Genomic DNA, 14,406 nt, shown 5'->3' on the forward strand with positions numbered 1-14,406 from the left:
AACTTCAAAGAGAGTCCCGTAAGTTCGACCGCCTGGCAGAGTGGTACTAGTGCCATGTCTTTAATCTCCCCTATTGTCGGATATTTTGGTAGATACTGTGATATTTTTACTAACTGTATACCAACCTTAATCAAGATGACTTTAATCATTTAACAATAAGTCGCCAGCTTAGTCAAGTGGCAGCATTACTGCCCTTAGAGGGAACACCAGTCACGTTAATCGGTTCTAGTTTGGGTGCTTTTACCGCTGCACACTTAGCACAAAACAATCTACAAATTAAGCGACTGGTTCTACTAGCACCAGCATTTGGCTTCCTTGGCCATTGGTTGCCGAAATTAGGCGCAGAACAGCTCAATCAGTGGCGCACCGAGGGATATCTAGAGATTTACCATTATCGAGAACAGCGAACGCTGCCCTTGCACTACCAGTTTGTAGAAAATGCCCGTAATTATGAGGGTTTGGAGCTAGGGCGACAAGTACCTACTCTGATTTTACATGGGTGCGATGATGAGGTGATTCCTATGATCGAGAGTCGTGATTATGCTAGTAACTGAAGTTCCCCCAAAGTTTGAACTACTCGAAACCTCAATCCCAAGCTCTGTGGCGTTCCTAGGCTTGCCGGTACTTATTGCTACTGGGTACAGTCTTATTGAGAATGCTCACAACGTTGAGCTGAAGGGCGTTTGAGCGATGCAGCGCGGTCTTGGGGAGGCAGCGCGGTCTTGGGGGTCTCCCCCATGAGCAACTGGCGTGGTTTCCCCCACTCGCTATTGCATCAAGAAGCGATTTGGTTCTCAAATAAAAATGCGACCAGTGCCTATACTTGGATTATATTCCAATTGAAGACATACTTCAAGAACCAACATGGGTACACAATTTTTTGGCTCAATCACGCTTATCCCTTACGGGGAGAGCCTTTAACTAGTATAGTAGTACAAATGAACGGGGGAACTTCAGTAGTAAACGCCCTTGGGTTGAATTGATAGAATTGGAGAGCGATCATGGTTTGCGGGATGTAATGGCGTTAATTTGGGCAGCAGTTCGGGAATTTTGTGATCTTTAGGTCGGTTGAGGGGTGAGTGTTCCATCCGATCCAACAACAGGTTATTGCGGACATAATCACAATAATTATTTCCCAAAAATTCCACTATAGGCTATAATTACTCTGTCCAAAAAAAATGAATCGAGATCGAAACTGAGGTTGACTCTCGAGTTCACATCTACTGTCATTGAGTTGAATAATTTGATGTTAGATTCAATTAGATTGACAAGCCCTCGCCCTAGCCCAACCCAAAATTTGATTGAGTCTCTCTATCCCTTTAAACCAGGAGATCTGATTACTTTTTCTGGACTGAAGATCGATGCTGCTCTGATTCGATGGTTCACCGGAAGCGATTACAGTCATACGGTGATTGTTCTGGATACCGATCTGGAAGGGAACGGGACGGCAAAGGTGGCCATCGCTGAGTCCACAAGTTACACAAGTTTGCCCGATTTTAGAAACCAAAAATGTAAACCAGGAGTACAAATTCACTACCTGGAGAATTGGCTCAATGCTTATCGAAACTACGGACGAGCCTGGTGGGTTCCTTTGGCAAAACCATTAAGTTCGGAAGGGATCGATAAAATGCAAAATTGGCTGTGGAACCTTCATGAGCGCCAAGTCAGGTATAGCTGCTGGAAGTCCATCGGAGCTTGGCTGAAAGTTAACCGATATTTGGTTCCTTCTGATAGCCAGAACATACAAAGAATATTTTGTTCGGAACTGGTAACCCAAGCCTTACAAATCGCAGGCTCAATCGATAGCTCGATTCTGGCTTGCCAGCAAACACCCCAAGAAGCAGTTACTTTTGGATGCTTTGAGGCTCCCGTATTACTGGAAATTTAATCAGGGTTAAACTGTGTTATCAAAATTGCAATCAATTAAAGATATCTGGCGATATCTTGGTTTTAGTTGGGTACATCAGCAGAATCTCGTTTACGTTACCTGCTGGGAAGATCCCAGACTCGATCGTGTTGCCTTAAACTTGCAAGCTGACGATACCGTTGTGGTGATTACCTCTGCGGGATGCAACGCTTTGGAATACGCTCTCGACGCACCCAAACAAATTTACGCTATCGATGTCAATCCCAAACAAAATGCGTTGCTCGAACTCAAAATTGCGGCGATTCGAGAACTGGATTTCGAGCAATTTTTTCAATTGTTCGGTCGCGGTAGGTTGGAGCAGTTTAACGAGATTTATACTCAAAAGCTGCGCTCCCATTTATCTTTAACCTCCCAAGGGTATTGGGACAAACAAGGAACTAAATTATTCGACAGCGGACGCTCGTTTTATTTTCGAGGAACTACGGGTAATTTTGCTTTCGCTATCAACTACTACATTGATCGCATCCTGAAAATTCGCCCAAGTTTCGATGCCATTCTCAATGCCAAAACCCCAGAAGAACGGCAAGAAATTTACCAGCGCGAGATCGAACCGGTCTTTTGGAAAGATTATCTCTATCGCTTCCTCAATAGCGATTTAGTCCTGTGGATGCTCGGTGTTCCCGCACAGCAACGTCAACAGATGGAACGCTATCTCGACGAAGGCAGTATCGCGACCTTTGTACGCCAACGCTGCGAAAATGTCTTTACTAGGATCCCCATTCAAGATAACTATTTTTGGCGAGTTTTTCTGAATGGAGAATATTCCCCCGATTGCTGTCCCCAATATTTAAAGGAAGAAAATTTTATGCGCCTAAAATCCGGGTTAGTAGATCGCATTCAGGTGGAAAATAGCACAATAACCAACTTTCTGGAAAATTGTCAAGCTCGAATTTCTCGGTTCGTGCTTCTCGACCACATGGACTGGCTGAGTCAGTATAATCACGAAGAATTGCAAAAAGAATGGCAAGCTATTTTGACTAGAGCCAGTGATAAAACTCGCATTTTGTTTCGCAGTGGGGGATTCAAAGTGGAATACCTCGATTCGGTGCAAGTGCGTTATGGAGGTAAAGACCGGTTTTTACCAGACTTATTGATGTACAATACTGCATTGGCTGACCAATTGCACCCAAGCGATCGCGTCCAGACCTACGGCAGTTTTTACATAGCAGATTTGGTTACTGCTTAAAACCATTTCCACTGGCGAGGGAATACAAAAAAATGAGTGTTTTATCCGACTTGATTAGCGATCTCAAAACGGTGTATCATCTAGCCAAACCGATCCGAGGGGATAGCCATCAAGAGCGATTGGAAAACTTTTATCGTACTCAATCAACGGATTACGATCGGTTTCGTCGGCGTTTGCTAAAAGGACGAGAAGAACTTTATCAATCCCTTGCCGATGGCGATAGCAATGGCAGCGTCTGGGTTGACTTCGGCGGCGGTACGGGGTCGAATTTGGAATCCATTGCCGATCGCCTCTCTAAGTTTAGTAAAATTTACATTGTGGATTTGTCCCCTTCCCTGCTGGAAGTGGCACGAGGGCGAATAGCTGATCGCGGCTGGACAAATGTAACCACTGTCGAAGCGGATATCACTCAATTTTTACCGCCAGAAGGGGTGGCGGATATCGTCACTTTTTCCTATTCTTTAACCATGATTCCCGAGTGGTTTGCGGCCATTGAGCAAGCTGAACAGATTTTGAAGCCAGGGGGAATAATCGGGGTTGTGGATTTTTATGTGTCTCACAAACATCCCCCTCAAGGATGGCAACGTCATTCCTTTTTAGCTCGTCACTTCTGGCCGATTTGGTTTGCCACGGATAACGTTTTTCTTTGTCCCAATCGCTTAGGCTACTTGCATCACAAATTTGATACTGTGTCTTTGACAGAAAAAATGGGAAATTTACCATTCCTACCTGGGTTTAAAGTTCCCTATTATAGGTTTATTGGTCGCAAACGAGCTAAAACGTGAAGTTGATCTAATGGTGGTTAGTGGTACAAAAGTAGTGATTTTAGCCCCGGAAACCTTGACGCTTACCGCAGCAAAACCACTACATGTTGATCACTACCTTGTCAATGAAATAGGCAAATTAAATGCAACGGCAGTTCAATTGACCAATCCAACACCAACTCCAAACCAAGCCAACACCAACCAGCCAATTCCCCCTAACCCTAATAACACCGGAGTCAACCAATTCCCCCAGCGCACATACAAAGTCTGAGTCTGTCGTCGATAAATCGTATCTGCGTGCAACTCATAGGTATTAATCCCCGATAGCCATAGTGTTTTGCCATGGGGGTCTACAATACCGGAATACCCGGTATTGGTTGCTCTAACTGTCCACCTATCTGTTTCAATGGAGCGCATTACATCTTGAGCATGGTGCTGGGCAGGCATAGTATTACTGTAATGGGCATTATTGGATGCAGTCAGGATAAACTGCCCACCAGCGGCAGTTTGATAGCGGAAGTGCTCAGAAAAAGCTGACTCATAACAAATTCCTACCACTGCTTGACCAAAGGGTGTTTCTAATAACTGGTCAGGCTTACCTGCTGCTAAATGAGCATCAAGAGGGGATAATCGGTCAATTAAACGTCCTAGGAATTCTTCAAAAGGAATATATTCTCCTAATGGCACTAATTTCACCTTATCGTAACGGCTGAAAGTCTCACCAGTACCGGTGACAGTAAACAGACTATTGGTAAAGCTACGCCCTCTTTGCCCATAGCCTCCTACCCAAACTAAAACCCCTTTATCTAATATTGCTGAGTAGAAGGAACTAACAGTACGAACCTGTTCTTCCCAAAGAAAAGGTAAGGCAGTTTCAGGAGTTAGCACTGCGTCTACCTTTTGATCTGCCAATGTCTGGTATCCAGTAGTGTAACCTTTTATAGCACGCTGCCAGCCAGCGGAGTAAAGTTTGATTTCATTGGGGATGTTTCCTTGAATAATACCGACTTTAATAGCAGAATCTTTTGATTGCTCAATTGGTTTGCTATACAGTAACCATCCGAGCAAATGTAAGCTGATTAATAACCCGATTGCTATACCTAAAACGGTTAAAGGTTTGTAGGGGTTGAAGGTTTGTAGGGGTTGAAGGTTTGTAGGGGTTGAAGGTTGAAGGTTTTGAGGGGTTGAAGGTTTAAGGTTTTGAGGGGTTGAATCTTGAAGGTTTGTAGGGGTTGAAGGTTGAAGGTTTGTAGGAGTTGAAGGTTGAAGGTTTTGAGGGGTTGAAGGTTGAAGGTTTGTAGGGGTTGAAGGTTGAAGGTTTTGAGGGGTTGAAGGTTGAAGGTTTGTAGGGGTTGAAGGTTTAAGGTTTTTAGGGGTTGAAGGTTTAAGGTTTTTAGGGGTTGAAGGTTCAAGGTTGGTTTGTTGTTCGCGTAGCGTGGCCTTTTGGCCAAGGTTGTTGTGATCACTTTCAACATTAAACCTGCCAACCTTCAACTGATTAACCTTCAACCTGCCAACCTTCAACTGATTAACCTTCAACTGATTAACCTTCAACCTGCCAACATTAAACCTGCCAACCTTCAACCTGCCAACATTAAACCTGCCAACGTTTAATCCGCTAACCTTCAACCTGCTAACGTTTAATCCGCTTTCAGCTATTAAACCATTGACGGCGACAATAGCTGCTGTAACTGTTATTGGACCGGATAATTGACCGAGGTGCAAAATTATCAGGTTATGGGGACTTTGGGTATAGGATAAGGAAGACCAGTACAGGGGACTCATACTCCGCAGGGTTTCTATGCCACACCACAAGCCTGTACCGATTAGAACCCGCAAGCAGGAGGTTAAAAGAACATAGTTTTGAGTGGGGGTAGGGAGATTTATATCACGATTTAGATCAGGATTTAGATCACGTTGTTGTGTAGCTTTGGTGGATACCCATTTAATTGATTGAGTTATGGATATTCCTATGGCCCAGACAGCTACTAGGAGTGCTCCCCACAGGGTAATGAATATCCAGCAGAATAATGCGATCGCAATACTAGCTAGCCATGGTACCCCCATCCAGTCCATCGGGTGAATACCAGTAATCCAAGATAGAGCTAAGCCGTGATAACCGATACCCCAGATCAGACCAGATAAAGCATTGTCACGAATACTCTGACCCCTGACTACTATGAACCATAGCGGCACTAGGGCAATCCAGGCTAGGGGCCAAGCTTCCGTTGGTGATGGTGTCAGTCCCATCAGGATGCCACCTATTAATGGTAATAGTAAACGATGTATAGACAAAATGAACTATATAAATAAAATCTCAAGTTGGCGCACCACCTGCTACACGATACAAAGTTGTGTAGTAATGCACTAGACCGCTACCCACTGCTATGGCGTAGATCAGAGTTACTAAAACAGCTACCCGACGTTGCCAACGCCAAACTTGCATCAAGCCTGCTGCTAGAAGAATTAAGAAATAGGGGGATACAATTAGTAGATAGCGAGCTTTCCATATGGAACTGGAAACATAGGATATCAATAAGATAGATCCGGCAGGTAATAATGCCCACACTTTAATCCACCAGAGTTTCGTTGAGGGGTGCCTGCTCAATAGAGCTATAGCAAGCAAGCCGATTGCCATGGCTGTATATGCCATGTAATAGAGCAAAGGTACAAGATTTGAGGTTAACACATGCTCTACAAGCCACTCCATGATAGACTGCTGATTGAGCTGTTTCATCAGGTCGTTGGCACTGATGCCTGACCCTAGTAAGTGTCTCAATGGCCAAAAAGCTGTCAAGTGGGTGACTTCAGAGATAATTAAGATAATGTTGGGTTTTGGGTACTGTGTAACCCAACCTTTGAGGAATTTAGTGGAAGACTCATTAACTGCTGATACCAAAGGAAGCCAACAACTCCCAATCAGCAGCAGCCTGATTCCAAAGGCAAATAATCGGCGCTTTTGATTACGGAACTGCCATCCAATTAATACCATATCTGGCAGAAACAAGGTCACACTAACGGGAGTAGTCACCAGGGCTAGAAACCTGGCCACAGCCCACCAGTTGATGGCAGCAAACCTGGGATTTTCAAGGGCATGAGCTAGAGCCAAGGTACCCCCTAAACTTAAGAAGGGGATTAGGGTGTACATCCTTACCTCTTGGGCATGGTTGATAAACAGAGGTGAGAGGGTTAGTAAGAGGGCGGCAATCAAGCCAACTGGCTTTCCTGCTAAGCGACGACCCAGCAGGTAGATTAGGAAGATACTGCCTAGTCCAAAAATCACAGATAGCCCACGCAACCAAACGGTGCTAGTGCTAAACTGCATCCAAATGTAGAGAATCATGAAATAAAAGGGACGTGTCAGATTCTTGGGAGGCAGTGATATCCCACTCTGGGTTTTGTTAATGCTAAATAGTTCATCGTACCATAAGCTCTCTGTGCCGAGTTGATAGATGTACAACCCAGTAGCGACTAGTAAAATTAAGCCGATCGGCATCCACTTCTCGAGCCAATTTGCTCTTATTCCAAGTGCTGGTGTATTCAGTTTCATGGTGATGGACAGTTAATTCAAATTAGTTAAGTAGTATTATTTAACTAATATTAGTTAAATCAAATTAGGGATTGTGAGCGCAATCCTAGTATTCTGTGAATTTAGTTTTGAGCATTAGGGGAAATAGCAATCCGTGTAGGAATTGAGATAATTTTGATGCCATATTCCCTACTCCCTGTTCCGGTGATCCGCTGTTCCCTTTGCTAAAGTGTTAGATTTTCGTATTTAATCCCTAGGGCTATCAGCTCTAATGCTTAATAGCAATTAAACGTAATAGTAGAGGATTTTCCCGTTTCTAAGACCAAAACCCAAAATCTTTATCAGATATTTAAATAAATCTCTGATCTTTATCAAATAATTATATTTCCTGATACCAAGTTGCGGTCAAACGTACAACTTTCTCTTCCGCCAATCTCCCTATCTCCCTATCTCCCTATCTCCCCATCTCCCTATCTCCCTATCCAACCAATCTACTCTCTTTGAATGCAACTCGGTATGAGTGATCAACGACCTAATTTTTCCCTTGCCTGCTGACGCAGATTCTTAGCATTGGGGTGATTCGGCTGGATTTGAAGCGCCTTTTCCATGGCATTGATCCCTTGATCCAATTGACCAACGTCCCATAAGGCTGCCCCTAGATTACTCCAAGCATCAGCAGAATTAGGATTGAGTTTAATTGCCCGATTATATGCTTCTATGGCCTCCCTGTAGCGACCGAGTTTATGGAGGGCTACTCCTCGGTTAATCCAGGCGTCAGCAAAATCGGGCTTGATTGCGATCGCTTTCTCGTATAAAGTTAGCGCTAGAGTTATGGCTGTTGGGGTGTTTTGGGATTCGATAGCTGCACCTTTACTCCACAATGCTTCGGGGTAGTCAGGTTTAAGGGCAAGGGCTTGATCGCAGGCAGCCAGTCCTTCTTGAGTACGCCCCAAGGAATTCAGGCTATAGCAACGACCCCAATGAGCTTCTGCTAAATTTGAGTTGCTTGCGTTCGCGTAGCGTGGCCATAGGCCAATCGCTTTTTCGTAAGTCATCAGTGCTTGCTGGTACTTTCCTGCTTGCCGCAAGCTATCCCCTTGGCTGTTTAATTCTGTTGCAGTTGGTTGTGTTTCGGTAGAGGATGTCGATTTAGCAGCTGATTCGGTATCGGATCCGGGAGTAGTTTGTTCGACTGAGCTGGTAGTAGTAATTTCAGGGGTGTTGCTAACTACGGCTGGAGTTGCAGGTTTTGACTCAGAGGTGGTGGTCGAGGTTTCCGCAACGGTATCGCTAATGTTGTCAGTTTGAGTGACAGGTTTGGGAACTAGAAAAGTCTTAGTACCGATAACAGCAATACCGATACCCATCCCTGCTAACACAGTAATCATTAACCAAGGCTTCATTAACCATCTTGGGATGATCTCTGATCTGGCCTGGGTTTGTGCTGATGTTGCTGAAACAGAAACAGTCTCTTCCGGAACTGTAGCAGACATAGCTATTGTTGGTGCAGCAGTTAGCCTCTGAACTGCTGCAAACGCTTCTACTGCGGTCGGATAGCGGTCACGGAAGTCATAGCGCACCATACAGTCCAGGATATCCGCTAATTCTGAGTTAACTTGGATGTTAACTTGGATGCGATCGCGCCAGTTGATTTCCCCTGTTTCGGAGTTTTCTTTCAGGAACTTGGGATGAATTCCGGTTAATGCCTGGATACCTACCATACCCACCGCATAGATATCGCTGCTAAAACGGGGATTGCCACCGAACTGTTCTTTGGGGGTGTAGCCATGACTGCCAATAGCAATGGTTTTGGTTTGCCCGGTTTCGGGATCGATAATCTGGGTGCTAGCTTGCTTAACTGCCCCAAAATCAATCATGACAACTCTACCATCCTTGCGGCGGCGGATTAGGTTTGGGGGTTTGATATCACGATGGATCACACGTTGCTCATGGACAAATACTAGGACTTGTAGAATATCTTGCAACAGACCAATCACTCGATTTGATTCCCAAGGCTGACTGATTTCTTGGTTGAGGGGTTGTCCATCAATAAATTCTTGCGCCAGATAAAACTCGTGATTTTCCTCAAAGTGCGCCAGCAACTGGGGAATCTGATCGTGGTTACCCAGCTGGTAGAGGACTTGGGCTTCTCGCTCAAATAGGCGTTTGGAAATTTCCAAACACTCAGGATCCGTCACCTGGGGTTTTAGCTGTTTAATCACACATTGGGGAGTTCCTGGCAAGTGCAAGTCCTGTGCCAGAAACGTTTGACCAAAGCCACCTGCTCCCAGCTTGCTGATGATTTTGTAGCGACCGCCTAGGGTGTTTGGGGAATTTATCGGTTGATTGTTCATGGTTGAGGTTTGATTCTACTCCCTATCCCAGAAGTCGCTACAGGTTTACAGGTTTCTATAAGCCGGAGTTTAATTTTAATTTTAAGCAATCAGCTATCAGCTAATGCGCTACGCGCACGCTACGCGAACAGCTATAGCAGAAGTCATTTGTCAGAAGTCATTTGTCAGAAGTCAAACTCTTGCGCTTACAAAGGGTGTGAGACTTTTGTCATGTCCTAACTGCCCTGGCGACTGCTATATCAGCTAATGCGCTACGGGGAAAGTCCCAGGGTCGAAGCCTGTGCCACGCTACTAGATCGGTGCTTTTGAATAAAATAAGCTGACGGCTGACCGCTGACGGCTGAATGCTGACGTTTAGTTCATTTATTAATTTTAACCGTATACACCCAGTCTTTGTATTTTGGTTCCCGATTTTCGGTAATTGCTGCTAGGGTATCCTTGAGCTTTTCAGTTATTGGTCTGTTTGGAGATAAGTGATAGTTTTCGATTCGTTTAACTGGAGTGATCTTTGCCGCTGTTCCACTCAGAAATACTTCATCAGCAATAAATAGTTCTGATTTATCAACTGGTCGTTGTATAGTTGGCAAGCCCATGTCTTTAGCAAGGGTTAGAATACTATCCCGAGTAATTCCTTCCAGGATATCCTGGTCGAATCCAGGGGTAATCAGCTGCCCATTTCTGACCAGAAAGATATTCATCCCAGAAGCTTCCGATACTTTTCCATCAGAATTCATCATAATGGCTTCATCAAAGCCAGACTCTACTGCTTCGCTTTTCGCCAAGGAAGAGGTAATATAAGCTCCACTAATTTTACCTCTCAAGGGTAAACTTTGGTCTTGTTGTCGATACCATGAACTAATCCGACAGCTAACTCCCTCAGGAGATAAATAATCTCCTAATTCTAATCCATAAACAAAAAAGTCTTTTTCAATATTATGCAGTCTCGGGGAAATTCCTAAATCTGAGGTATAGACAAAAGGGCGGATATAAAACGATGTAGTTGGTTTATTTTGTTTGATAAACTCAACGATAATAGTCTCGATTTTATCAGGAGGTAAATTGTAGTGTAATAACCGGGCACTATTACTTAGGCGTTGGCAATGGCGGTCTAACCGAAACAGTAAACATTGCTGTGGGTTTTCTGGGTCAGGGAGACAGCGTAATCCGCCAAAAGCTCCCGTGCCGTAGTGCAAGGCATGGGTAGCAATGGAAATTTTGGCCTCAGCGAAAGGGACAAATTTGTTCTGAAAGTAAGCAATGGGCAAAAAATCAGGCATAGTTAAAATCAGTGCTTCAAGATTAATTTATCTCAGTTTAACGAGATGCTGACAGCATGGTCTCAATGGGGTTTAGCCTTCTTGTCACCCCGTCAGGAGGAACTGGCTCCTCCCCACGACCTACCCAAAACCCTACACCGGACACCCTATCTAAGTTTCACCCTTGTTATCATCCCCTGAGCATCGGTGGGTATGGTTGACAAAAACTTTTTCATGTGCTAAGCAAAACTCAGCACTCACCACTGACCTACTCAGCACTGATAGGTGCATCTCACTTTTGTTGTTTGACCCGATGGTGCGTTACGGGCAGCAACCTAACCCGGGCGTTGAGGCTGAAAATTAGGGCGAGCTCCCCTAACGCACCCTACAGAACATTTTCAAAGATGAGATGCACCCGCACTGATCCACGATGTTCCAGTTACAAGGAGTGAAATCTTGGCTGAACCGATTTATATTCAATTGACCTGGGAAGACCCAGAAACGGGCGAGTTAAAGAAACCTGTTCTGAGACCGCCAATTGCTGTTGGTCGAGAAAATGACCATTTGCCAGAACACTTAGCAGGTCAATCTGTGTCTCATCTGGTACTTCTTGACAAGGAAATTTCCCGGTATCACGCCCTGATCACAGTGGCTAATACCCAACTCTATATTACTGACCGCAGCGCCAACGGTACGTTTATTAACGGGCGGAAGATTCGCTCTGGTATTCAACCTTTCTCAAGCAAGGACACCCTGCGGATTGGTCCGTACAAAATTACAGCGACCTTGAAACGGGAAAATGATCTCAACGCCACTGCACAGAACTTTGACCAGACGAGTCTATTAGGTGAGAAAAGTGTCACCAACTCTCTGCCCAAGAATAAACCTGTGGTTTGGTTGATTGGCTTAGTGGTACTGTTAATAATGGGAGTCGGCACTTGGTTCGTGGTCAGCGGTCTGCTGGAGGGGTTAAAACCGGGAATGCAAGATGAGAAAAACGATTCCTCTACAAATTTAGAACGGGTAGTCCACAACAGTTAGTTACCTCAACTAGTTACCTCAACTTTAGCCATGAGATTCAATAGTTATGGAAAATGAGAGCTAAATAGAACGTAACCTATGGAATCTCTTCTAAATGTTCGATTTTCCATTAACCCTTTCCCAAGAGCTAGGCTTCGGCGTTGCTTGGGATTGGTGTTGCTAGGTGTACTTACCCTACTGCTCACCCTATTACCAGCCTCTACCTTAGCACAGGAATTCTTGGCAAATGGTAAGGAGAAAGCTCCTGTGGTGGTGGATGGTATTGAGTTGTTTCAAGTGGGCAACGCTGGCAACTTTAGCGCTACTGAGCGAGCCGAGCTGATCAATCAGCGGTTAGCAAAGGAGGTGAAATCTCTACAAAAACCTGAATATGTGGACATTGAATATGTCGGGCAAAACGAGGGGATTCTTCGTACCAAGTTTACCGAGCGCATTATAGTCACGATTACCAAGGCAGATCAAATTCCTGATACTGATCCTCTTGAGCAAGCCGAGAAATGGGAGAAGCTGATTGAAAGGGCAATCCGGCAGGGCAAACAACAGCGCATGCCAGATTATAGTCGTCAGGCAGTAAGGTTTACAAGCATAGTGCTGGTGTTGTTAATCCTGTTGTACTTGCTGTTACGCTTGTTCAGGCAATTTGCCTTGCGGAAACTGACCTCCTGGCTAGGGAATCCCGCTTCTCCTTTTTTCCCTTGGCACGACCCAGCCAAATTATTTCTCGGGGCAGCCCTGTTAGGTTTACAGGTTATCCTGTGGACTACAGTTATCTTAACTATTAGTGATCTATTTCCCCAAGTTCGCAGTTGGCGTTATGAACTGTTAAACTTCCTCAAGTCTCCTGTAATTGGTCCGGGAGAAAGCAAATATTCTGCGATCCAAGTGCTGCTGTTGGTGGTATTAACCGTTGTGCTATGGTTTGGGGTTAGTGCCCTCACCAGGCTATTCAGGCATTACATCTTGGGTAAAACTGGCGCTGATTCAGGGGTGCAAGACGTGATTGCTCTCCTGACCCAGTATGTCCTGACGTTTTTGGGCATGATTATCATACTCCAAAGTTCTGGGTTGGATTTGAGTTCCCTAACCATTTTTGCTAGTGTCTTAGGGGTGGGGATTGGCTTTGGTGTGCAAAATATTGCTAACAACTTTATCAGTGGCTTAATTATCACCCTAGAGCGACCGATTCAACAGGGGGATTTTATTAAGGTAAACGATTTAGTGGGAACTGTGCAGCAAATTGGTTCCCGCAGTACAGAAATTTGCACGTTGGATAAAGTCACAATAATTGTGCCCAATGCCCGCTTTTTAGAAACTGAGGTAATTAACTGGAGTCACGGTAACCCGATTTCCCGGCTCAAGATTCCAGTAGGAGTGGCTTATGGCTCTGATGTGGAGCAGGTCAAGAAGGCACTCTTGGCAGCTGCCAAGAGTCACCCGGAAGTGTTACTGAGGCCCTATCCCCAAGTTTGGTTTCAGGAATTTGGTGAGAGTTCCCTCAAGTTTGAGCTGTTGGTCTGGACTGGAGACCCCAAGCGACAGCCTAAAATCAAGAGTGACCTCAACTACCGGATTGAGAAAAGTCTGCGTCGCTATGATATCCATATACCATTTCCTCAACGGGACCTCCATGTGCGATCGCCTCAGTTAGAGAAATTGCTCATGGCTTGGCTGGGGGAGCGTCAGCCAAAACCGCCAGAAAACCAACTCTATATTCCTAATGGGTATCAGTCTGAGCCGCCCACCCAGGATTCCTTAGTTTCAGGTTTCCTAGAGCCGATGGATGAGGTAGATCTAGACTCTTACCCTACCGCTCCTTTGCAAGAGGATATGGTAACACTGGACATTGAAACCTTGGTCGAGGAAATGCGTCAACCAGGAGGGTTGGAAATTAAAGACCGTCGCTATCGTCTCAATAGCTATGGATGCTGTTTTGTGGGGTCAGAAGCCGTAGATTGGTTGGTAAAACGGTGTAATTCTACTCGGGAAGACGCAGTGACTGTTGGACAGATACTGATTAATCGAGGTATTATTCATCATGTTGCAGATGATCATCCTTTCCGAGATGATTATTTGTTTTACCGTTTTTATCTAGATGAGAATTAAGGTCAGCTATCAGCTATCAGCTATCAGCTTTCAGCTATCAGCTATCAGCTTTCAGCTATCAGCTTTCAGCATTCAGCTATCAGCTTTCAGCTTTCAGTTATCAGCATTCAGCGATTAGCGCTTTCAGCTATCAGCTATCAGCTATCAGCATTCAGCTATCAGCATTCAGCGATTAGCGCTACGCGCACGCTACTTGAGGTGCTATTAGCTATCAGCGATTAGCGCTACGCGCACGCTACTTGAGGT

At 44.9% G+C, this 14,406-nt stretch carries 12 protein-coding genes; 7 read left to right on the forward strand and 5 right to left on the reverse strand.

From position 1 onward, the window contains the following. The first annotated feature begins 113 nt into the window (after positions 1 to 113). Positions 114 to 554 carry a YqiA/YcfP family alpha/beta fold hydrolase gene (locus tag F6K64_RS10175; protein ID WP_287265470.1) on the forward strand — a complete coding sequence of 147 codons (441 nt, stop codon included), beginning with the start codon at positions 114 to 116 and terminating at the stop codon, positions 552 to 554. Positions 555 to 953: 399 nt separating this feature from the next. On the opposite strand, the gene F6K64_RS10180 is transcribed toward F6K64_RS10175, so the two are convergent. Further along, complete coding sequence (locus F6K64_RS10180; RefSeq protein WP_287265372.1) at positions 954 to 1,148, reverse strand: hypothetical protein; 195 nt, start codon at positions 1,146 to 1,148, stop codon at positions 954 to 956. A 98-nt stretch (positions 1,149 to 1,246) separates the two neighbouring features. Here F6K64_RS10180 and F6K64_RS10185 point away from each other — a divergent pair, with 98 nt between their 5' ends. Genes F6K64_RS10185 through F6K64_RS10195 form a run of 3 tightly spaced genes read left to right on the forward strand, consistent with a single transcriptional unit; the run spans position 1,247 to position 3,898 of the window. Continuing rightward, complete coding sequence (locus F6K64_RS10185) at positions 1,247 to 1,888, forward strand: hypothetical protein (RefSeq protein ID WP_287265374.1); 642 nt, start codon at positions 1,247 to 1,249, stop codon at positions 1,886 to 1,888. Positions 1,889 to 1,901: 13 nt separating this feature from the next. Further along, positions 1,902 to 3,113: a BtaA family protein gene (locus F6K64_RS10190; protein ID WP_202970515.1), complete on the forward strand. Its 1,212-nt coding sequence runs from the start codon at positions 1,902 to 1,904 to the stop codon at positions 3,111 to 3,113. Between the two features lie 32 nt (positions 3,114 to 3,145). Then, positions 3,146 to 3,898 (forward strand): class I SAM-dependent methyltransferase, encoded by a 753-nt coding sequence (locus tag F6K64_RS10195; protein ID WP_287265376.1) that lies wholly within the window; start codon positions 3,146 to 3,148, stop codon positions 3,896 to 3,898. Positions 3,899 to 4,033: 135 nt separating this feature from the next. On the opposite strand, the gene lnt is transcribed toward F6K64_RS10195, so the two are convergent. The 4 genes from lnt to F6K64_RS10215 form a co-directional block, all read right to left on the reverse strand. After that, on the reverse strand, positions 4,034 to 6,127 hold the full coding sequence (gene lnt / locus F6K64_RS10200) for an apolipoprotein N-acyltransferase (RefSeq protein ID WP_287265472.1): 2,094 nt from the start codon (positions 6,125 to 6,127) through the stop codon (positions 4,034 to 4,036). A gap of 67 nt (positions 6,128 to 6,194) precedes the next feature. Further along, a complete protein-coding gene (locus tag F6K64_RS10205) occupies positions 6,195 to 7,427 on the reverse strand; it encodes a glycosyltransferase family 39 protein (protein ID WP_287265378.1) in 1,233 nt (410 codons plus the stop codon). Between the two features lie 503 nt (positions 7,428 to 7,930). Then, positions 7,931 to 9,760, reverse strand: coding sequence for a tetratricopeptide repeat protein (locus F6K64_RS10210; protein WP_287265380.1), 1,830 nt, complete (start codon positions 9,758 to 9,760; stop codon positions 7,931 to 7,933). Between the two features lie 359 nt (positions 9,761 to 10,119). Continuing rightward, complete coding sequence (locus F6K64_RS10215; protein ID WP_287265382.1) at positions 10,120 to 11,037, reverse strand: branched-chain amino acid transaminase; 918 nt, start codon at positions 11,035 to 11,037, stop codon at positions 10,120 to 10,122. A 435-nt stretch (positions 11,038 to 11,472) separates the two neighbouring features. On the opposite strand from F6K64_RS10215, the gene F6K64_RS10220 reads away from it, so the two are divergent. From F6K64_RS10220 to F6K64_RS10230, 3 genes are all read left to right on the forward strand, one after another. After that, positions 11,473 to 12,057, forward strand: coding sequence for an FHA domain-containing protein (locus F6K64_RS10220; RefSeq protein ID WP_008179504.1), 585 nt, complete (start codon positions 11,473 to 11,475; stop codon positions 12,055 to 12,057). Positions 12,058 to 12,135: 78 nt separating this feature from the next. Then, entirely contained in the window at positions 12,136 to 14,160 is a 2,025-nt protein-coding gene (locus F6K64_RS10225; RefSeq protein WP_229419839.1) for a mechanosensitive ion channel domain-containing protein, read from the forward strand. After that, positions 14,150 to 14,278 carry a hypothetical protein gene (locus F6K64_RS10230; protein ID WP_287253235.1) on the forward strand — a complete coding sequence of 43 codons (129 nt, stop codon included), beginning with the start codon at positions 14,150 to 14,152 and terminating at the stop codon, positions 14,276 to 14,278. The genes F6K64_RS10225 and F6K64_RS10230 overlap by 11 nt, the downstream gene beginning before the upstream one ends. Positions 14,279 to 14,406: the final 128 nt, after the last annotated feature.

Origin of the sequence: Moorena sp. SIO3A2 (assembly GCF_010672265.1) — a bacterium.
Lineage (GTDB): Bacteria > Cyanobacteriota > Cyanobacteriia > Cyanobacteriales > Coleofasciculaceae > Moorena > Moorena producens.

Excerpts from the sequence above, each read along its gene's own strand:
- lnt (WP_287265472.1), bottom strand. The coding sequence starts at position 6,127 with ATGGGACTGACACCATCACCAACGGAAGCTTGGCCCCTAGCCTGGATT.
- F6K64_RS10210 (WP_287265380.1), bottom strand. The coding sequence starts at position 9,760 with ATGAACAATCAACCGATAAATTCCCCAAACACCCTAGGCGGTCGCTAC.
- F6K64_RS10205 (WP_287265378.1), bottom strand. The coding sequence starts at position 7,427 with ATGAAACTGAATACACCAGCACTTGGAATAAGAGCAAATTGGCTCGAG.
- F6K64_RS10215 (WP_287265382.1), bottom strand. The coding sequence starts at position 11,037 with ATGCCTGATTTTTTGCCCATTGCTTACTTTCAGAACAAATTTGTCCCT.
- F6K64_RS10195 (WP_287265376.1), top strand. The coding sequence starts at position 3,146 with ATGAGTGTTTTATCCGACTTGATTAGCGATCTCAAAACGGTGTATCAT.
- F6K64_RS10225 (WP_229419839.1), top strand. The coding sequence starts at position 12,136 with ATGGAATCTCTTCTAAATGTTCGATTTTCCATTAACCCTTTCCCAAGA.
- F6K64_RS10230 (WP_287253235.1), top strand. The coding sequence starts at position 14,150 with ATGAGAATTAAGGTCAGCTATCAGCTATCAGCTATCAGCTTTCAGCTA.
- F6K64_RS10185 (WP_287265374.1), top strand. The coding sequence starts at position 1,247 with ATGTTAGATTCAATTAGATTGACAAGCCCTCGCCCTAGCCCAACCCAA.